Annotated in this window: 16 protein-coding genes; 14 read left to right on the top strand and 2 right to left on the bottom strand. The window is 70.5% G+C overall.

Translation table 11 applies throughout. The annotated features are described in order from the left end of the window. Window positions 1-9 precede the first annotated feature (9 nt). The 14 genes from carA (at window position 10) to Q9R22_RS09055 (ending at window position 16,944) form a co-directional block, all read left to right on the top strand. Window positions 10-1,194 carry a glutamine-hydrolyzing carbamoyl-phosphate synthase small subunit gene (gene carA / locus Q9R22_RS09120; RefSeq protein WP_131332976.1) on the top strand — a complete coding sequence of 395 codons (1,185 nt, stop codon included), beginning with the start codon at window positions 10-12 and terminating at the stop codon, window positions 1,192-1,194. Further along, window positions 1,194-4,514, top strand: coding sequence for a carbamoyl-phosphate synthase large subunit (gene carB, locus Q9R22_RS09115; RefSeq protein WP_064845876.1), 3,321 nt, complete (start codon window positions 1,194-1,196; stop codon window positions 4,512-4,514). Before carA ends, carB begins: the two co-directional genes overlap by 1 nt. 40 nt (window positions 4,515-4,554) lie before the next feature. Continuing rightward, a complete protein-coding gene (gene pyrF, locus Q9R22_RS09110) occupies window positions 4,555-5,511 on the top strand; it encodes an orotidine-5'-phosphate decarboxylase (RefSeq protein WP_207387902.1) in 957 nt (318 codons plus the stop codon). Window positions 5,512-5,677: 166 nt separating this feature from the next. Further along, window positions 5,678-5,992, top strand: coding sequence for an integration host factor, actinobacterial type (gene mihF / locus Q9R22_RS09105; protein WP_064845875.1), 315 nt, complete (start codon window positions 5,678-5,680; stop codon window positions 5,990-5,992). A gap of 111 nt (window positions 5,993-6,103) precedes the next feature. After that, a complete protein-coding gene (gmk, locus tag Q9R22_RS09100) occupies window positions 6,104-6,679 on the top strand; it encodes a guanylate kinase (protein ID WP_131332973.1) in 576 nt (191 codons plus the stop codon). Between the two features lie 73 nt (window positions 6,680-6,752). Then, window positions 6,753-7,217: a DNA-directed RNA polymerase subunit omega gene (rpoZ, locus tag Q9R22_RS09095; protein WP_131332972.1), complete on the top strand. Its 465-nt coding sequence runs from the start codon at window positions 6,753-6,755 to the stop codon at window positions 7,215-7,217. After that, entirely contained in the window at window positions 7,214-8,509 is a 1,296-nt protein-coding gene (gene coaBC, locus Q9R22_RS09090) for a bifunctional phosphopantothenoylcysteine decarboxylase/phosphopantothenate--cysteine ligase CoaBC (protein WP_131332971.1), read from the top strand. Before rpoZ ends, coaBC begins: the two co-directional genes overlap by 4 nt. 11 nt (window positions 8,510-8,520) lie before the next feature. After that, complete coding sequence (gene metK, locus Q9R22_RS09085; RefSeq protein ID WP_242670420.1) at window positions 8,521-9,726, top strand: methionine adenosyltransferase; 1,206 nt, start codon at window positions 8,521-8,523, stop codon at window positions 9,724-9,726. Window positions 9,727-9,755: 29 nt separating this feature from the next. Continuing rightward, window positions 9,756-12,128, top strand: coding sequence for a primosomal protein N' (locus Q9R22_RS09080; protein WP_242670419.1), 2,373 nt, complete (start codon window positions 9,756-9,758; stop codon window positions 12,126-12,128). 253 nt (window positions 12,129-12,381) lie between these two features. Continuing rightward, entirely contained in the window at window positions 12,382-12,921 is a 540-nt protein-coding gene (locus Q9R22_RS09075; RefSeq protein ID WP_064845871.1) for a DUF4242 domain-containing protein, read from the top strand. Window positions 12,922-13,008: 87 nt separating this feature from the next. Next, a complete protein-coding gene (locus Q9R22_RS09070) occupies window positions 13,009-14,094 on the top strand; it encodes an acyl-CoA dehydrogenase family protein (protein WP_131332968.1) in 1,086 nt (361 codons plus the stop codon). Continuing rightward, entirely contained in the window at window positions 14,091-14,852 is a 762-nt protein-coding gene (locus tag Q9R22_RS09065; protein WP_242670418.1) for an ABC transporter ATP-binding protein, read from the top strand. The genes Q9R22_RS09070 and Q9R22_RS09065 overlap by 4 nt, the downstream gene beginning before the upstream one ends. Next, entirely contained in the window at window positions 14,849-16,027 is a 1,179-nt protein-coding gene (locus Q9R22_RS09060) for an ABC transporter substrate-binding protein (protein ID WP_131332967.1), read from the top strand. The genes Q9R22_RS09065 and Q9R22_RS09060 overlap by 4 nt, the downstream gene beginning before the upstream one ends. A 179-nt stretch (window positions 16,028-16,206) precedes the next feature. Next, entirely contained in the window at window positions 16,207-16,944 is a 738-nt protein-coding gene (locus tag Q9R22_RS09055) for an ABC transporter permease (RefSeq protein WP_242670417.1), read from the top strand. Between the two features lie 118 nt (window positions 16,945-17,062). On the opposite strand, the gene Q9R22_RS09050 is transcribed toward Q9R22_RS09055, so the two are convergent. Together Q9R22_RS09050 and Q9R22_RS09045 are read right to left on the bottom strand one after the other, a co-directional pair. Next, entirely contained in the window at window positions 17,063-18,166 is a 1,104-nt protein-coding gene (locus tag Q9R22_RS09050; RefSeq protein ID WP_131332965.1) for a glycosyltransferase family 1 protein, read from the bottom strand. Continuing rightward, complete coding sequence (locus tag Q9R22_RS09045; RefSeq protein ID WP_131332964.1) at window positions 18,163-19,218, bottom strand: alpha/beta fold hydrolase; 1,056 nt, start codon at window positions 19,216-19,218, stop codon at window positions 18,163-18,165. The genes Q9R22_RS09050 and Q9R22_RS09045 overlap by 4 nt, the downstream gene beginning before the upstream one ends. Window positions 19,219-19,384 lie beyond the last annotated feature (166 nt).

Below are 19,384 nucleotides of genomic sequence, written 5' to 3'. Positions count from 1 at the left end.
GAGTTCGCCATGAACTCACCACGCATCGAACCGGCCGTCATGGTCCTCGAGGACGGCACGGTGTTCGAGGGCCGCGCCTGGGGTGCCCCCGGGACGGCCTTCGGCGAAGCGGTCTTCGCGACCGGGATGACCGGCTACCAGGAGACCCTGACCGACCCCTCGTATGCGGGGCAGATCGTGATCCAGACCGCCCCGCACATCGGCAACACGGGCGTGAACCTGGACGACATGGAATCCCGCAAGATCTGGGTCAACGGCTTCGTGGTGCGTGACCCCGCCCGCCGGCCCTCCAACTGGCGCAGCGAGCGCAGCCTGGACGAGGAGCTCGCCGAGCAGGGCATCACCGGGATCCAGGGCGTGGACACCCGCGCGCTGACCCGCCACCTGCGCGACAAGGGTGCGATGCGCGCCGGGATCTTCTCCGGCGATCAGGCCGGTGAGCCCGTGGCCCAGCTCGTGCAGCGGGTCACCGAGCAGCCGGGGATGGCGGGCCGCGCGCTCGCCGAGCACGTGAGCACGGACGAGACCTACGTGGTGGAGCCGCGCGAGCACCGCTGGGACGCCCCGGTGCGCCACGAGGTGGTCGCGGTGGACCTGGGGATCAAGTCCATGACCCCGCAGCGCCTGGCCGAACGCGGGGTACGTGTGCACGTGGTGCCCGCGGACGTGAGCTTTGAGCAGGTCCAGGCGCTGCACCCGGACGGCGTGTTCTTCTCGAACGGCCCGGGGGACCCGGCCACCGCGGACGAGCAGGTGGCCCTGCTGCGCCGCGTGCTGGACGAGGGCATCCCGTTCTTCGGGATCTGCTTCGGTAACCAGCTGCTCGGCCGCGCGCTGGGCTTCGGGACGTACAAGCTCACGTTCGGCCACCGCGGGATCAACCAGCCGGTCATGGACCTCGCCACGGGCACGGTGGAGATCACCTCCCAGAACCACGGCTTCGCGGTGGACGCGCCCGTGGGGGAGCCCGTGACCGCGCCCGAGTCACGCTACGGGCGAGTCAGCGTGTCCCACGTGGGGCTCAACGACGACGTCGTGGAAGGACTGCGCTGCGAGGACATCCCCGCGTTCTCGGTGCAGTACCACCCCGAGGCCGCCGCGGGTCCGCACGACTCCGCCTACCTCTTCGACCGCTTTATCGACATGATGGACCGGGCCGGTCAGAGCCCCGATCCGGAAGCAGGAGACAAGTAATGCCCCGCAGGCAAGACCTCAACAGCGTCCTGGTGATCGGCTCCGGTCCCATCGTGATCGGGCAGGCCGCCGAGTTCGACTACTCCGGGACCCAGGCCCTGCGCGTGCTCAAGGATGAGGGGCTGCGCGTGATCCTGGTCAACTCCAACCCGGCCACGATCATGACCGATCCCGAGTTCGCGGACGCCACCTACGTGGAACCCATCACCCCGGAGACGGTCGAGAAGATCATCGCGAAGGAACGTCCCGACGCCGTGCTGCCCACCCTGGGCGGGCAGACCGCGCTGAACACGGCCCTGGCCCTGGACGCCAACGGCGTGCTCGAGAAGTACGACGTCGAGCTGATCGGCGCGGACGTGGACGCGATCAACCTGGGCGAGGACCGCGAGGCCTTCAAGGGCGTCGTCGAACGCTGCGGCGCGGAGTCCGCGCGCTCGATCATCGTGCACTCCATGGACGAGGCGCTCGTCGCCGCCGAGAAGCTCGGTTACCCCATGGTCGTGCGCCCGTCCTTCACGATGGGCGGACTGGGCTCGGGTCTCGCGTACGACGAGACCGATCTGCACCGCATCGCCGGCGCCGGGATCCAGTACTCACCCACCTCGGAGGTGCTCCTCGAGGAGTCCATCCTGGGGTGGAAGGAGTACGAGCTCGAGATGATGCGCGACGCCAACGACAACGTGGTGGTCGTGTGCTCGATCGAGAACGTGGACCCAGTGGGCGTGCACACGGGCGATTCGATCACTGTGGCCCCGGCCCTGACCCTGACCGACCGCGAGTACCAGCGCATGCGTGACATCGCGATCGCCGTGATCCGTGAAGTGGGCGTGGACACAGGCGGGTGCAACATCCAGTTCGCGGTGGAACCCGCGACCGGGCGGATCGTGGTCATCGAGATGAACCCGCGCGTCTCCCGTTCCTCGGCGCTCGCGTCCAAGGCCACGGGCTTCCCGATCGCCAAGATCGCGACCAAGCTGTCCCTGGGGTACACGCTCGACGAGATCCCCAACGACATCACGCAGAAGACCCCCGCGAGCTTCGAGCCCACCCTGGACTACGTGGTCGTGAAGGTCCCGCGCTTCGCGTTCGAGAAGTTCCCGGCCGCGGACCCCACGCTGACTACGACCATGAAGTCGGTGGGTGAGGCCATGGCGATCGGGCGCAACTTCACCGAGGCGCTGCAGAAGGCCATGCGCTCGCTCGAGCAGAAGGGTTCGTCCTTCAGCTTCGCCCGCCCGGCCGTGGAGCCCGGACCCAACACGGTGGCCCGGCTCGTGGAGACGTGCCGCGAGACCACCACCCACCGGTTGCGCAACGTGCAGCAGGCCCTTCTCGCGGGTGCGAGCGTGGAACAGGTCTTCGAGGCCACGGCGATCGACCCGTGGTTCCTGGACCAGATCCAGTTGCTCAACGAGACCGCGGACCTGGTGCGCGCGGACCCGGACCTGCGCCCGGTCACGCTGCGGGAGGCCAAGCGTCACGGCTTCTCCGACGCCCAGATCGGTGAGCTGGTCCACCTCGAGGAATCGGTGGTGCGCGGGGTGCGCCACGCGCTGGACATCCGCCCCGTCTACAAGACCGTGGACACGTGCGCCGCCGAGTTCGAGGCGTTCACCCCGTACCACTACTCGAGCTACGACCGCGAAACGGAGGTGGCCCCGCACGAGAAGCCTTCGGTCATGATCCTGGGTTCCGGGCCCAACAGGATCGGGCAGGGGATCGAATTCGACTACTCGTGCGTGCACGCGTCCATGGTGTTGCGCGAGGCCGGGTACGAGACCGTGATGCTCAACTGCAACCCGGAGACCGTTTCCACCGACTACGACATCTCCACGAGGCTGTACTTCGAACCGCTCACGTTCGAGGACGTCATGGAGGTCGTGGAGGCCGAGCGCCGCTCGGGTGGGCTGCTCGGTGTCTTCGTGCAGCTCGGCGGGCAGACCCCGCTCAAGCTCGCGGCTGACCTCAAGGCCGCGGGCGTGCCGATCCTCGGGACGACCCCCGAGGCGATCGACCTGGCCGAGGACCGCGGGGAGTTCGCGCGCGTGCTCACTGAGGCGGGGTTGCGCCAGCCCAAGAACGGCACGGCCCACACCTTCGAGCAGGCCAGCCGGATCGCCCACGAGATCGGCTACCCCGTGCTGGTGCGCCCGTCCTACGTGCTCGGTGGGCGCGGGATGGAGATCGTCTACGACGAGGCGTCCCTGAAGTCCTACCTCGAGAACGCGACCGAGGTCAGCCCGAGCCGCCCGGCCCTGATCGACAAGTTCCTCGAGGACGCGATCGAGATCGACGTGGACGCGCTCTACGACGGCAAGGACTGCTACGTGGGGGGGATCATGGAGCACATCGAGGAGGCCGGGATCCACTCCGGTGACTCCGCGTGCGTGCTGCCCCCCATCACCCTGGGCCCGGACGTGATCTCCCGCGTGCGCGAGGCCACCGAAGCCATTGCGCGCGGCGTGGGCGTGAAGGGTCTGATCAACCTGCAGTTCGCTCTCGCCTCAGATGTGCTCTACGTGATCGAGGCCAACCCGCGGGCCTCGCGCACGGTGCCGTTCGTGTCCAAGGCCACGGGCGTGCAGATGGCCAAGGCCGCCGCGCTGATCGGTACCGGGCGCACCGTGGCCGAGCTGCGCGAGCAGGGGATGCTCCCCGCGGACTACGACGGCACGACCCTGCCCGAGCAGACCCCCACCGCGGTCAAGGAGGTCGTGCTGCCGTTCGCGCGCTTCCGCACCCCGGAGGGCACCGTGGTGGACTCCCTGCTGGGCCCCGAGATGCGCTCCACGGGTGAGGTCATGGGCATCGACCGCTACTTCGACACCGCGTTCGCCAAGGCGCAGGCCGCCGCGGGCGGGCCGCTGCCCACGTCCGGGCGGTTGTTCGTCTCGGTGGCCAACAAGGACAAGCGCTCCGCGGTGATCCCCGTGAAGATGTTCGCGGACCTGGGCTTCGAGATCGTCTCCACGGGCGGCACGGCCCAGGTGCTGCGGCGCAACGGCATCGAGTCCACGGTCGTGGCCAAGATCGCCGACGCCGACGACGGGTCCCCCTCGGTCGCGGACCTGATCACGGACGGGAAGATCGACCTGATCTTCAACACGCCCTCCGGCGGTCAGCAGGCCCGCGGCGACGGGTACCAGATCCGTGCGGCGGCCACGTCCGTGGGCGTGCCCACCATGACGACGGTCTCGGAGCTCGGTGCGGCGCTGCAGGCGATCACCGCGCAGCGGCAGTACTCGTGGTCCGTGACGTCCCTGCAGGAGCACGAGCAGAAGCTGCGGGAGCAGGTCGCCGCGGGGGACACCCGTGGCTGAGTTCGCGCGCGTTCCCTTCGGGGCCCGCCTCGAACGGGCGATGACCGTTGCGGGTCCATTGTGCGTGGGCATCGACCCCCACCCGTCCCTGTTGGACGCGTGGGGGCTGCCCGCCACGGCGAACGGCCTCGAACGCTTCGCGCTGGGCGTCCTGGAGGCCGCGGCGGAGCGGTGTGCGGCCGTGAAACCGCAGGTCGCCCTGTTCGAGGCGTACGGTTCCGCGGGCTTCGCGGTGCTCGAGCGCGTCCTGCGGGAGTCCCGCGCGGCCGGGCTGCTGAGCATCGCGGACGCCAAGCGCGGGGACATCGGCTCCACCATGGCGGCCTACGCGAGCGCGTGGCTCTCCGACGACTCGCCCCTCGCGGCCGACGCCGTGACGCTGAGTCCCTACCTCGGCTTCGAGTCCTTGCGCCCGGCACTGGACCTCGCGCGTGAGACCGGGCGCGGGACGTTCGTGCTCGCGCTGACCTCCAACCCGGAGGGCGCGTCCGTCCAGCACGTGGGCGGCACCGGGTCCGTGGCCGGGTCCGTCCTGGCCGCGATCGCCCGGGAGAACGCGACGGCGCAGCCCCGGCCGGGCACGGCGTCGTCGTCCCCGGACGGTTCGACGGCGCCGTCGGACGGCGTCATCGCGGCGGCCGTTCGCGGTGTCACCGGCGCGAATACGGGGGCCGGGAACAATCGTGATGAAATCGTGACGTCACCGTCGGTGGCCACCCTGGGCTCGTGCGGAGCGGTGATCGGGGCGACCGTGGGGGAGGCCCTGGCGTCCCTGGACATCGATCTGAGCACCCTGAACGGGCCGATCCTGGCCCCCGGTTACGGTGCCCAGGGCGCGGACGCCGCGGCCGTGGCCACGGTGTTTGAGCACGTCAGGCCCACAGTGCTCGCGAACTCCTCGCGAGGTGTGCTGCGTCATGGTCCCGACGTCCCCGCGCTGCGGGACGCCATCGACCGCAGCACCGAGGAACTACGCACGCACCTCCAGCTCTCCTGAGACCCCCGTGAACGCCCCTGGCGGCGGCCCGAAAGGCCACGTCAGGGGGCGTTCATCGTGTTTACGGCGGCAAACGTGTCCGGTACTTTCAGGGGGACGGCTTGCGTGCGTCCCCCCCCATCAGGCGCACGGCCGAGCCGCTGTCACACGAGGAGGAGAGCTGGGCATGGCATTGCGGCCACTGACGGACGAAGAGCGCGCACGCGCGCGCGAGAAAGCCACGGCGGCGCGGACCGCGCGGGCGGAGATCAAGAAGGGACTGCGGGACGGGTCGATCACCGTGGCACAAGTGCTGCGCAGGGGCGAGGAGGACGAAGCCGTCAGCCGCCTCAAGGTCACCGAACTGCTCGAGGCCACCCCCGGGATCGGGAAGGTGCGCTCGGCGGCGATCATGAAGCAGATCGGGATCGCACCCACCCGCCGGGTGCGTGGCCTGGGTCAGCACCAGCGCAAGGCGCTCGTGGACTACCTGGACCGCTGAACCCTGGTCCCCGATCCGCACGATCCCGGGCGCAACCACTAGGACCCGCGGTTGATACAGTGACGGGCGAGCTGACCGCTCGCCCGTCACCGTCTTCTCCCGGAGGTATCCGTGCGTCCCACACCCACCGTGACCGTTCTGGCCGGCCCCACGGCCGTGGGCAAAGGAACGGTGTCCACCTATATCCGGGACCACTACCCGCAGGTGTGGTTGTCCGTCTCGGCCACCACGCGTGCGCCGCGGCCCGGCGAGGTGGAGGGCGTGCACTACTTCTTCGTCAGCGACGCCGAGTTCGACGACATGATCGATCGCCACGACCTGCTCGAATGGGCGGTCGTGCACAACCTCAACCGGTACGGCACACCCCGCCACAAAGTGGAGGAAGCACTCGCGGCCGGGCGCAGCGTCCTGCTCGAGATCGACCTGCAGGGAGCGCGCAGCGTGCGCCAGGCCATGCCGGACGCCCAGTTCGTGTTCCTGGCCCCGCCGAGCTGGGAGGAAATGGTGCACCGGCTCGTGGGCCGGGGCACCGAGACCCCCGAGCAACAGCAGCGTCGGCTGGAAACGGCTAAACTGGAACTCGCGGCGCAACCCGAGTTCGATCACACCGTCGTCAACGACACGGTGGAACGCGCCGCCGCCGAACTCGTGGCCCTCATGGGGTTGCCGAGCGCATCGCACCGTTGAGGCGGTCACCCGCCCCGGATCCGCGCAGCCCCCACGGCCAGTAGCACCACCTTTCCCGTCCACCACAGGAGTCATGAAACACGTGAGCACGAACAACGAAGGCATCGTCAACCCGCCCGTCGATCGGTTGCTCGACAAGACGGATTCCAAGTATGGACTCGTGATCTTCGGGGCCCGCCGAGCCCGCCAGATCAACGCCTACTACTCGCAGTTGCACGAGGGTCTGTTCGAGTACGTGGGTCCGCTCGTGGACACCCAGCTCAACGAGAAGCCCCTGTCCATCGCGTTCCGCGAGGTCGACGAGGGCCTGATCGAGGCCGTGCACGTGGACCACGCCGGGTTCACCCCCAACGGCCAGATGGTCAGCGACGAACCCACCGCCACGGACATGTTCACCGGGGACTTCTTCGCCCAGGGTGAGCAGGACGGCACCGCGGTGTTCTCCGACGGCGTCCAGCTGGGGGAGACCTCCGAGGAGACCCCGGCCACGGACACCGAGGACCCCGCCGAGGGTTCCGCAGAGTCCTCCGAGCAGTGACCGACCCGCACAGCCGCGCCGCCCCCGTCCCCTCCCCGCCCCGCGCCCCGTTGCGCGTGGTGTTGGGTGTGGGCGGGGGCATCGCCGCATACAAGGCCGCCCTGCTGTCCCGGTTGTTCTCCGAGGCCGGCCACCACGTGGTGCCCATGCCCACCGAGGCCGCCCTGCAATTCGTGGGTGCGCCCACGTGGGAGGCGCTCACGGGCGAGCACGTCTCGGGGTCGGTCTTCGACCGGATCGACATGGTCAACCACGTGGCCCAGGGCCAGGCCGCGGACCTCGTGGTGATCGCCCCGGCCACGGCGGACCTCATGGCCCGGGTGGCCCACGGGCACGCGGACGACCTGCTGACCACCACGGTGCTCGCGACCGCCGCGCCCGTGCTGCTGGCCCCGGCCATGCACACCGAGATGTGGCAGAACCCGGCCACGCAGCGCAACGTCGCCCTGTTGCGCGAGCACGGCCACACGGTCCTCGACCCGGCCAGTGGTCGGCTCACCGGCAAGGACAGCGGCCCGGGCCGGTTGCCCGAGCCGCAGGAGATCTTCGACGCCGCACTCGCCCTCGTGGCCCCGGCCTCCAGCTCCGACTCCGTCTCCGATGACGACGCCGCTCTACGCGGGCGCCGCGTCCTGGTCACCGCGGGTGGTACGCGCGAAGCGCTGGATCCCGTGCGCTTCCTGGGCAACCGGTCCTCGGGCAAGCAGGGCGTGGCCCTGGCCCGTGCCGCGCTCGACGCGGGCGCACACGTGCACCTGATCGTCGCGCACGTGGAGACCGAGCTGCCGAGCGGCGTCGACATCACGCGCGTGTCCTCGGCACGTGAGCTGCAGGACGCGACCCTGGCTGCCGCGCGCGAGGCCGACGTCGTGATCATGGCCGCGGCCGTGGCGGACTACCGCCCGGACACCGTGGGCGAGCACAAGATGAAGAAGTCCGAGGACGGCACGGACCCCGTGATCCGGCTGGTGCGCAACCCGGACATCCTGCGCGCCGTCGTGGCCCAGCGTGCCGAGCGCTCTCTCGAGCAGCTGATCGTGGGCTTCGCCGCCGAGACCGGGGACGCCGAGCACTCGGTGCTCGACTTCGCCCGCGCCAAGCTCGAACGCAAGGGCTGCGACCTGCTCGTGCTCAACGAGGTGGGCACGGACAAGGTCTTCGGTCGCGACGACACCGAGGTCACGGTGATCTCGGCCCGCTCGAGCGAGGACCGCGGGGCGCGCGGGACCAAGGACGAGGTGGCGAGGTTCGTGGTGCAGCGCATCGCCGAGGACATCCGCACCGACGGGTAATGTGGTCTCCCGTGAACGAAGCGAGCAAGCACCTGAGAATCTTCACGTCCGAGTCGGTGACCGAGGGGCACCCGGACAAGATCTGTGACCAGATCTCCGACTCGATCCTGGACGCCCTGCTGACCGAGGACCCCAATTCCTCGGTGGCCGTGGAGACCATGGTCACCACGGGCCTCGTGCACGTGGCGGGCGAGGTGAAGACGGACGCGTACGTGGAGATCCCCCACATCGTGCGCAAGACCCTGCTGGACATCGGGTACAACTCCTCCGTGCACGGTTTCGACGGCGAGTTCTGCGGTGTGTCCATCAGCGTGGGCGAGCAGTCCAACGAGATCTACGAGGGCGTGTTCACGTCCCTCGAGGAGCGTACCGGTGCCGCGCGTGACCCCCGGGACGCGCAGGGCGCAGGGGACCAGGGCATCATGTTCGGGTACGCCTCGGACGAGACCGACACGCTCATGCCCGCCCCCATCCTGTTGGCGCACCGGCTGTCCGAGCAGCTCACCCGGGTGCGCAAGACCGCGGTGCTGCCCGGTCTGCGCCCGGACGGCAAGACCCAGGTGACCCTGGGTTACGACGGGCACACCCCCGTCTCCGTGGACACCGTGGTCGTCTCCTCCCAGCACGCGGAGAACTACGACCTGGACCAGCTCACGCGCGATCTCACGACCAGCGTGATCAGCCCCGTCCTGGAGGATTCCGGACTGGACCTGTCCGCGACCAAGATCATCGTCAACCCCGCGGGCAACTTCGTACGCGGCGGGCCCGTGGGGGACGCCGGGTTGACCGGGCGCAAGATCATCGTGGACACCTACGGCGGCATGGCCCGCCACGGCGGTGGTGCGTTCTCCGGCAAGGACCCCTCCAAGGTGGACCGCTCCGCCGCGTACGCGATGCGCTGGGTCGCCAAGAACGTCGTGGCCGCCGGACTGGCCCGTCGCGCCGAGGTCCAGGTGGCCTACGCGATCGGCCAGGCCCGTCCCGTGGGCCTGTACGTGGAGACCTTCGGCACCGAGACCGTGGACCCCGCGCGGATCGAGCAGGCGATCTCCGAGGTCTTCGACCTGCGGCCGTTGGCGATCATCGAGGACCTGGACCTCAAGCGACCCATCTACGCCAAGACCGCCGCCCACGGTCACTTCGGCCGTCATGACCCCGACTTCACGTGGGAGCGCACGGACCGGGTCCAGGAGTTGCGTTCCGCCGCGGGGCTGTGAGCCCCGGCCCCGCCGGGAGGGAGCCCGTCATGCCGGAGTCTCCCAGGCTGGAGTCGGCGGGCACCGCGCGCCCGGACTCCGCGACTGCGGGTTCCGTCCCCGCGGACCGGGACACCCCCGAGCGGGACACGTCCGGTGAGCAGCTCGCGCTCGCGGGTCTGCCCGGGGCCGCACCCCCGGTCCAGCCGCGTACTTTGCCCCGAAAGGCCCTGGGCTCCGAGGGTCGCGCGGCGCGCGACCCCGTGGCCAAGGTCCTGCTCGAGGCCTACGTCCCGCACCTGGACCGGGTCTTCGACTACCGCGTCACCGCTGCCCTCGACGACCAGGCGGTCGTGGGGTCCAAGGTCTCGGTGGTTTTCGCGGGACGGAAGATGTCCGGGTGGGTCGTGGATCGCGTGGCCCACACGGACGTCCCCGAGGACCGATTGCTGCCCATCCGCCGTGTGCTCACGCCGCTGCCGGTGGCCCGCCCCGAGATCGTCGAGCTCGCGCAGGCCGTGGCCGAACGCTGCGCGGGCACGGTCGCGGACGTCCTGCGGGTCGCGATTGCCCCGCGGGTCGCGCGGGTGGACAAGGAGTTCGCGGCTCCCGAAGCCGCCGAGACGTCCGAGACGGGCGTCGTGAATGCGGACGACGACGCCGCGGTGCCGGCCGACCTATCAGCGGGCCCCGCTTCCGACGGCGCCGCCGATGCGGACCCGACCGCGGCCCCCGAGCCCGGCCGAGCGCCCTCGTCCCCCGTGGAGCCCGCGACGACCGGCTGGCAGCACTACACGGGCGGCCTGGAGTTCGTGGCGTCCGTGGGGCGTGGTGAGCCGGTGCGCGCGGTCGTGGAGGTACTGCCCTCGGCCGAGGACCATGACTGGGCGGGGCTGACCGCGACCGCCATGGCCACCGCGTACGCCGCTGGTCGTGGGGCTGTGGGCGTGGTCGCGGACCATAAGGCACTGGAGCGGCTCGAACGGGCGCTGTGCGAGCTGGTGGGGGAGGACGCCGTCGTCCGCCTGCACGCCGACGACGGACCCACGCCCCGCTACCGGGGGTTCCTCGAGCTCGCGCTCGGGAAGAAGCGCCTGGCTGTGGGCACGCGCTCCGCCGCGTACGCGCCGGTGCAGGACCTCGCGCTCGTGTGTTGTCATGACGACGGGGACGTGAACTTCGTGGAGCAGCGCGCCCCCTACCAGCACACGCGGGACGTGTTGTTGCTGCGCACCCAGCAACAGGGTATGGCCGCACTGTTCACGGGGTACGCGGTGAGTCCCGAGGTGCTGCGGCTCGTGGCCACAGGGTGGGCGGCGCGCGTGGCACCAGATCGCGCGGACCTGCGCCGGTTCTCCCCGCGCATCGAAGCGACCTCCGATTCCTACAACACCGCCCTCGACCCGCTCGCGGCGCGCGCCCGGTTGCCGCACGAGGCGTTCCGGGTGGCACGCGAGGCCCTGAAGTCCGGGCCCGTGCTCGTGCAGGTGGCGCGTAAGGGCTATGCTCCCGTGCTCGCCTGCCAGCGGTGCCGTACGCCCGCGCGCTGCCAGGCATGCGACGGGCCCCTCGCGCTGGATTCCGCCCACGCCGTGCCGGTGTGCACGTGGTGCGGGCGTCACGCCCATGACTGGCGGTGCGTGGAGTGTGGGTTCACCCGGGTGCGATTGAGCACGGTGGGGGCGTCCCGAACCGCGGAGGAGCTGGGCCGTTCGTTCCCGCAGGTGCCCGTGATCTCGTCGAGCGACCGCACCGTGCGGACCCGGGTGGGGTCCGCCCCGGCGCTCGTGGTGGCGACTCCGGGAGCGGAGCCCGTCGCGGACGGCGGCTACGCCGCCGCGCTGCTGCTGGACGGCAACCGGATGCTTGCCCGGCCGTGGCTACGTGCGGAGGAGCAGACCCTGCGCCGGTGGTTCAACGCCGCCGCCCTGGTGCGGGCGTCCTCCGACGGCGGCACCGTGGTGGTCACGGCGGACCTGGACCGTGCCGTCTCGGCGCTCGTGCGCTGGGACCCGGCTGGGCACGCAGAGCGAGAGCTGCGGGAGCGCCACGAGCTGGGTCTGCCACCGGCTGTGCGGACAGCGGCGCTGACCGGCCCGCGGGATGCCGTGGACGCCACCCTGCGGGACCTCGCGCTGCCCGAGCCCGTTCGTGTGGTTGGCCCCGCACCGGTGGAGCAGACTCCCGGCAATGGCGCCGACCTTGCTGAGACCGTCACCAACGACGCCGCCACTCTGGACGGTGCCGACGCCGCCCGCTCCTCGGAGCGCGGCGGGAACCGGCCCTACCGTGCGCTGCTGTTCTTCGGCTTCGGGATCGCGCCGCGGGTCACCGGTGCCCTGCGGGCGGAGAAGGCACGCGCCTCCGCGCTGCGCGAACACGCGCCGGTCACGGTGCGCTGCGACGTCGCCGACCTGCTGTAGGGCGCGTCACAGCCGTCGTCGACGGACCCTGACGTGCCGCGGATCGCGAGGCGGGACCCGGACCGCATGCGTGCACCAGGACTGGCTGAGCTGCTCAGTCAAATGTGTCGAATTGTTAATCCTCTTGCACGGGGTGGACGTGGCAGTCCTACCGTGGAGGGCACGTTCACGCGGGGTGGCACCGCGCACCGGGGCAAAGAGTCCCGGCGTACGCGCGAGTCATCACCGCAGACCCGTTCCCGAAAGGATCCGCATGTCGCTGCAGCTCATTGAAATTGTTCCCGCCGTGGCCGAGAAGGAGGCCGTGCGCTCGATCATCGATGCGACGTCGAGCGCTGTCACGCAGGCCTCTGCCGAACTCATCGAGTCCCAGGTGACGGCGGACCACGCTCGCGTGTTCGTCATCGTGGAGACGCAGCAGGACACGCCCGAGGGTCTTGCGCAGACCGTGCGCACGGCGCTGGGCGAGTCCGTCACCGAGGTCACCGGCCCGGACGAGGTACGCCTGGTGGGCGCGGAGCTCGAGGACATCAAGAAGCTTCGTGGCCAGACCGACTACCTCGTGGAGTGGGACATCCCCGCCGAAATCACCATGGAGCAGTACCTCACCCGCAAGAAGGCGAACGCGCCCAAGTACGCCGAGGTTCCCGAGGTGTCGTTCCTGCGCACCTACGTGCGCGAGGACACCGCCAAGTGCCTGTGCTTCTACAACGCTCCGGACGAGGACGCCGTGGCGCGCGCCCGCGCGGCTGTGGACACCCCCTTCGACCGGATGTTCAAGCTCGAGGTCTGAGTCCCGCGTCCACCCATCACCACCACCGGGTGCCCCAGCCCACCACGGGCCGCGGCACCCGGCGCACGCCCCGTCAGAACGGAACCCATGTCCCAGCCCAGTGCTTCGGCAACCCTCGAGACTGCCTCCGACCAGGAGCTCCTGGCCCCACTGACCGACTACCCGGAACACGGCCTGGTCCGGGCACGCGCGGCCGAGCGTGCCAGGGCCACCGACGAGGCGGACACCACCCCGTTCGAGACCCTGCGCGAGCTCGGGCAGCGGGGCCTGCTGGACCTGGGTCTCGGGGGCGGGGACCTGCGTGGACAGGCAGCCGTCGTCTTCGACCTCGCGGCCGAGTGCACGGCCACGGCGTTCTCACTGTGGGGCCACCGCTCCGGCCTCGAGTACCTCGACGCGGTGGGGGCGCCCGTCGCGGCTGAGCTACGCACCGGCGAAGTGCCGCTGTGCTCCGCCATGGCACCGGCGTTCAAGGCCGCGGCGGGCATCGGTGAGATCCCCGTGACGCTCACCCGCCGGGGGGACCACCTGGTGCTCGACGGCACCGTGCCGTGGGCCTCGAACCTGTACCCGGACGCCGTCGTGATCCTGCCGGTCGTCCGGGAGGACGGACGCCCCGCGATCGTCCGCACCCGGGTGGCGGACCGCGGGGTCAGCGTGCGGCCGCTGGAGAACCTCATGGCGCTCAACGCCACGGCGTCCGGCATCCTGCGCCTGGAGGGCGTGGAGATCGACGCGGAGCAGGACGTCCTCACCGAGGACGTCCCCGGGTTTCTGGCCACGGTCCGCGGACCGTTCCTGCTGCTGCAGACCTCGTTCTGCCTCGGTCTCTCCGCGGCGGCGCTGACGAGCGCGCGGGAGAACCTGGGCGGCGTCGGCGAGATGTTCCGCGAGGACCTGGACGACGCCGTGGCGGAGCAGCAGCGCCTGCGCGCGGACCTCGTGCGACTGGCACGGGAACCGCGTGCCGCCGCACCCCGCGAGCTCCTGCAGTTGCGCCTCGACGCAGCCCTGCTCACCGGCGAGGCCACCCGCCTGGAGGCGAAGATCGTGGGCGGCCGTGGCTACGCGCTGTCCTCGCCCACGGCGCGCCGCGCACGGGAAGCAGCGTTCCTGCCCGTCCAGTCGCCCACGGAAGGCCACTTGCGGTGGGAACTGCGCAGGCTCGGGTGAGGCACGGGCACGACGGCACCGCGGTGACCACGGATCCGGGCACGGCGCTGCGGGTGCACGGTGTCAGCAAAACCTACCCGGGGGCCTCCGACCCCGCCCTCGACGGCGTGGACCTCACCCTGCACCGGGGCGAGACCCTCTCCGTGCTGGGCCCCAGCGGTTCCGGGAAGTCCACCCTGCTGCGTGCCATCGCCGGGCTCGAGACCCTCGACGGAGGCAGCATCGAGTTCTCGGACCCTGACGCCCGCCTTGCCGTGGTCTTCCAGACCCCGGCACTGTTCCCCTGGCTGTCCGTGCGGCGCAACATCGCCCTCGGCGGCAGGTACCGGCGCAACCGCGACCGCTTCGACGACGAGCACGTGGGCGAGCTGCTCGAGATCCTCGGCCTCTCCCACCTCGCCCACACCCCCGTGCAGGAGCTCTCCGGCGGCCAGGCCCAGCGGGTCTCCGTGGGCAGGGCGCTCGCCGTGCGCCCGGACGTGCTGCTGCTCGACGAACCCTTCAGCGCGCTGGACCCCGCCACCCGCGAGGACCTGCAGCAGTGGCTGCGGCAGCTGACCACTGACCTCGGGCTGACGGTCTTCCTGGTCACGCACGACGTCGCCGAGGCCATGGTGCTGGGGGACCGCATCGGCTTCTTCGCCGGACCGCGCGGTTTTCGGCGGCAGTGGGTTCCGTCCCAGGACGGCACCACGGCCGGACAGATTCTCGCGACGTACCGCGGCACGGACGACGAGGCGGGAACCTGGGAGATATGAGCGGGTCTCTCACCACACGGCGGACCGTCCTGCGCGCCGGGACCGCGGCGGTGGCACTGACGGGTGCGGCGTGGGGCGCCGGTTCCCTCTACACGGGAACCCGCATCGGCAGCGGTGGTGACGGCGGCTCACGGCCCGTGCGCATCGGGTACCTGCCGATCACTGATGCCGCGCCTCTGCTGGTGGCCCACGCCAACGGCTACTACGACGACGCCGGGGTGGCCGTCGCGCGGCCCGTCCTGTTCCGCAGCTGGTCCTCACTGTCCGAGGCCTTCGTGGCGGGCAAGGTGGAGGCCATCCACATGCTCATGCCCATGGCCCTGTACATGCGCTACGAGCTGCAGGCGGACGTGCGGATCACGGCGTGGAACCACACGAACGGCTCTTCGCTCACTGTGCACCCGGAGATCACGGACCTGGCGGGGCTTGCCGGCCGCACCGTGGCGATTCCCGCGTGGTGGTCCATCCACAACGTGGTGGTGCAGAAGATGCTCCGCGCCGAGGGGCTGACACCCGTGATGCGTGAGAGCCCGTCCACGAGCGCCCGGACCGTGGCGCTGGTCCCGATGGCCCCCTCGGACATGCTGCCCGCACTGAACAACGGGGTAATCGGCGGGTACGTGGTCGCGGACCCGTTCAACGCGGCCGCGGAGGCGAAGCACGTGGGCACGATCCACCGGTTCCTGGGGGACGTGTGGCGGGAGCACGCCTGCTGCGTGACTATGCTGCGCGGGGAGCTGCTGAGGGATCGTCCCGAGCAGGCAGCGGGTTTCATGGACGCGCTGGTCCGCGCGCAGGCGTGGGCGCGGACAAACCGCCCCGAGACCGCGGCGGTGCTGGCCTCCGGCTACCTCCCGCAGCCGAAGCCCGTGATCCAGCGGGCCCTGACCTACACCGCGGCCGCGCACGCCGACGCGCTGCACCACCCTGACTGGCACGGCGAGTCCCTGGACTTCCGGCCCTACCCGTACCCGAGTTTCACGCAGGAGCTGGTGCGCGCGATGCAGGACACGGTGGTGGATGCCCCCGCCGGGTTCCTCACCGGGCTCGATCCTGCCACCGCGCACCGCGAGCTGGTGGACGACGCATTGGTGACCCGGAGCATCGCAAGGGCAGGCGGCTGGGGTGCGTTCGGGATGCGCGGCACCACACGCACCGAGGAGATCCAGGCATGAGTCCCACATCCCGCAGCACGCCCGAGAGCACGGGCACGGATCTCGCCGCCGCACCGTCAGCGGGTGGCACCGGCCCGGCCCCTGTCCGAGACTCCAGAGCGGGTGCGCACAGTGACCGAGCGAAATCGCCGTCCACGTCCCGGAGACGGGCGGGCGGGGGCGCCGGACGAGGTGCGGCCGTGGCTTGGGGCACGTTCGGTGTCCTCGTGACCGTGGCGGCGTGGTGGGCGTTCACCCACGCGGCCGCCGACGGGTCCACGATGATCGCGGCTTTCCGCCCCGAGCAGCTGCCAGGTGCCGTCGGTTCGCTCCTGGAACGGGGAGTTGTGGTCCAGGACGCAGTCACGAGTCTGTGGCGCCTGCTCGGCGGTCTGTTGCTGGCGACGGCGATCGGCGTGCCGCTGGGACTGGTGATCGGTTCCTGGCAACGGGTGCGGTGGGCGAGCGCGCCCGTGGTGCAGTTCCTGCGGATGGTCTCGCCGCTGTCGTGGGCACCGGTGGCCGTGGCCCTGTTCGGAGTGGGCAGTGCGCCGGTGGTCTTCCTCGTGGCGGCCGCCGCCGTGTGGCCGATCACCCTGAACACCGCGGCGGGGGTCGCCGCGCTGGACCCGGCCCACCTCCGGGTGGCACGTACCCTGGGCGCAACACCGTTCGAGCGGCTGCTCACGGTGGTGTTTCCGAGCATCCGTCCTTACGTCATGACCGGGGTGCGCTTAGCGCTGGGCATCTCGTGGGTCGTGCTGGTGCCCGCGGAAATGCTTGGGGTCAGCACCGGGCTGGGCTACGAGATCCTCAACGCGCGGGACCGTCTGGCCTACGACGAGATGCTCGTGGTGATCCTCGTCATCGGGCTGCTCGGCATCGCGCTGGACGCCCTCGCCCAGTGGCTGCTGCGGGAACGGGTGGTGCGCACCTGAGCGGGTCGGCGACGTCGCCCCCGGTCACCGTCCGGAGCGCTGGCTGCTGAAACCTTCCGGGCTGAAGACCCCAGGGCCGAGAACCGGGGGGCGAGTGCGGGGAACTGTGCACAGCGGTTCAACCGCGCTGGTGCAGCTCCCACGCCAGGTCCAGCAGGTCCCGCGCGGAGTCCTCCCAGGTGTGCTCGCAGATCCGCTCCAACCCCGCGAGCACGCGTTCGCGGGCCATGGTGGGGTTCGTGAGTTCGCGTACCCGGGCGGCGAACGCGGCGTCGTCGTCCGCGGGAGCGTAGCCGGCGGCATCGCCGGCGACCTCGCGGAAGATCGGCAGGTCGGAGCAGATGACAGGCGCACCCTCGGCGAAGGCCTCCACGAGCGGCAGGCCGTAGCCCTCCGCGCGGGAGGCCGTGATCAGCGCGGCGCACGAGGACAGCAGCTCGCGGTACTGCTCCTCGCCCACTCCGCCGTGGAAGACCACGCGGGCCCCGGCCGGCACCTGGGCCTGAAGCTCGGCGCGGCGCGCGGGGGAGATGCGCGAGAGCAGGTGCAGGGTGCGCCCCGGGAGGTGGGCCATCGCCCGCAGCAGGGTCTCCACGTTCTTGTACGGCAGGAACGAGCCCATGTACACCAGGTCCGTGCCGCGGCGTGAAAGCCGCGCGAGCGCCTCGTCCTCGGGGACCCCCGCTGACGGCGCCGCGTTGGCAATCACGCGCACGTCCCGTTTCGTGAGGCGGTGCGCAAGGATCTGCTGCCGGGAGGTCTCGGAGACCGTGGCCACGGCGTCGGCGCGGTTGAGCGTGAGCCGCTGGGGCCACCAGGCCTTGTGGTACGCGCGCCAGCCCCACTGCACCGGCAAGGGGAGATCGCCCGGGGGCTGCGGGTGCTCGTAGTAGATCAGGTCGTGCAGCGTGAGGATCAGCTTGTGGCGGCGCCCCAGCGAGCCCATGGTCTGCATGGGGGAGAACACGACGTCGGGTGCGTACCGGCTCAGCAGGGCGCCCGTGAGCACCTCGGCCGGGGACGTAACGGACGGGCCCAGCAGCGTGGGCAGACCGTCGGAGATCAGGGCAGCCTGGGCGGGATCGCTGATCAGTGCGGCGAGGCGGACGCGCGGATCGGAGGCGACTGCCCGGGCCGTGGCGGCGAGCAGTTCGGCGCTGTAGCGGCTGATCCCATCGTGGTGATCGGTGCGGATGTAGCGGGCGTCGAAGAGCAGCTTCACCGTTCGTGGGTCCCGTAGAGTCCGCGCGCGGTGGCCTCTTTGGTGAGCTGGTGCTCACCGGAGCCGGGGTCCACCGCGGGGATCATCCCGGTGAGTTGGTCCGGGGTGGAGGCGGTCGTGTCCGCGTGGGGTAACTGGTCGTAGCCCTCGAGGGGTTCCGGCGCGGGGGACGCCAGGAAGTCTTCGATGTAATCCGCCGCGAGCTGTGGGGTCTCGTAGTGGATCAGGTGACCCACCCCAGGGATGATCTTGAGGCTGTGGCTGCGGATCCACGAGGCCATGGTGCGTTGCGAGCGCACGGAGCCCAATTCGTCCTGGTCGCCCACGATGAGCAGGGTGGGCATGGTCAGGTTCATCGCGACCTCCGCGACGGTGTGGGAGATCGACGCCTGATAGGCCTCGGTGAGCACGTCCCGGTTGGCGAAGGTGTTGAAGTAGGCCTGGTGCTGGCGCAGCGCGTAGTTGCGGATCGCCGGGTCCTCGGACTTGACCATCACGTCGGTCATGAGTTTCACGACGGCGTTCGAGGCCAGCAATTTGGTGCCCAGCCGCCGGGGGAGGGACGCGCCCGCGGAGTAGTAGAGCTCCGTGAGCTTGGTCAGCCGCCTTTGCTGTCCGGCCAGGGCGGGTTCTGAGATGGGGTTGAGCAGGATCAACCGTTCCACCATGGCGGGGTACTCCACGGCGAAGTGCGCGGCCAGGGTGGACCCGAAGGAGTGCCCCGCGAGCACGATGCCCGTCTCGCAGCCCGGATGAACGGCGTTATCGGTCAGTGCCTCGAGGAACTCGCGCACGAACTCCACGTAGCTGGGCACCGAGTGTTCTCGGTCAGGGAAGGGCTCCGAGCGTCCGAAACCGGGCAGGTCCGGTAGCACCACGTGGTATTTCTCGCGTAGGGCGGTTGCGATCAGCTGCAGACCGTGGTGGTCCCCGCGGAACCCGTGGAGCATCACGAGCAACGGTTTGTGCTTCTTGTCCGCGTCGTAGAACCAGTAGCGCACGCGGTACCCGTCCAATTGCACGCTGCGGCGTTCGGCGTAGGTGTTCTCCACGGGTCCTCCAGTCGTGCGGCGTCGGCGCATCCATGCTAGCCGGGAGAGGCGCGGTGGCGGGCTGGTCTAAACTGGGAGAAATCCCCACACGAGAACGGGGGACCAGGCTGTCACCGCGCCGGTACCGGGGCGAACGAGCATCCCCGGCCCATCCCCGTGAACTTTG

This window comes from Kocuria sp. PD6 (assembly GCF_031844145.1).
Lineage (GTDB): Bacteria > Actinomycetota > Actinomycetes > Actinomycetales > Micrococcaceae > Kocuria > Kocuria marina.
Note: the sequence above shows the minus strand (reverse complement) of the source record. Positions and strands in the feature narration are given on the sequence as shown.

What these genes read in the sequence shown, in the direction of transcription:
- mihF (WP_064845875.1), top strand. Translation starts at nt 5,678, where the DNA reads ATGGCATTGCGGCCACTGACGGACGAAGAGCGCGCACGCGCGCGCGAG.
- Q9R22_RS09080 (WP_242670419.1), top strand. Translation starts at nt 9,756, where the DNA reads ATGCCGGAGTCTCCCAGGCTGGAGTCGGCGGGCACCGCGCGCCCGGAC.
- pyrF (WP_207387902.1), top strand. Translation starts at nt 4,555, where the DNA reads ATGACCGTTGCGGGTCCATTGTGCGTGGGCATCGACCCCCACCCGTCC.
- Q9R22_RS09070 (WP_131332968.1), top strand. Translation starts at nt 13,009, where the DNA reads ATGTCCCAGCCCAGTGCTTCGGCAACCCTCGAGACTGCCTCCGACCAG.
- Q9R22_RS09075 (WP_064845871.1), top strand. Translation starts at nt 12,382, where the DNA reads ATGTCGCTGCAGCTCATTGAAATTGTTCCCGCCGTGGCCGAGAAGGAG.
- carB (WP_064845876.1), top strand. Translation starts at nt 1,194, where the DNA reads ATGCCCCGCAGGCAAGACCTCAACAGCGTCCTGGTGATCGGCTCCGGT.
- carA (WP_131332976.1), top strand. Translation starts at nt 10, where the DNA reads ATGAACTCACCACGCATCGAACCGGCCGTCATGGTCCTCGAGGACGGC.
- Q9R22_RS09060 (WP_131332967.1), top strand. Translation starts at nt 14,849, where the DNA reads ATGAGCGGGTCTCTCACCACACGGCGGACCGTCCTGCGCGCCGGGACC.
- rpoZ (WP_131332972.1), top strand. Translation starts at nt 6,753, where the DNA reads ATGAAACACGTGAGCACGAACAACGAAGGCATCGTCAACCCGCCCGTC.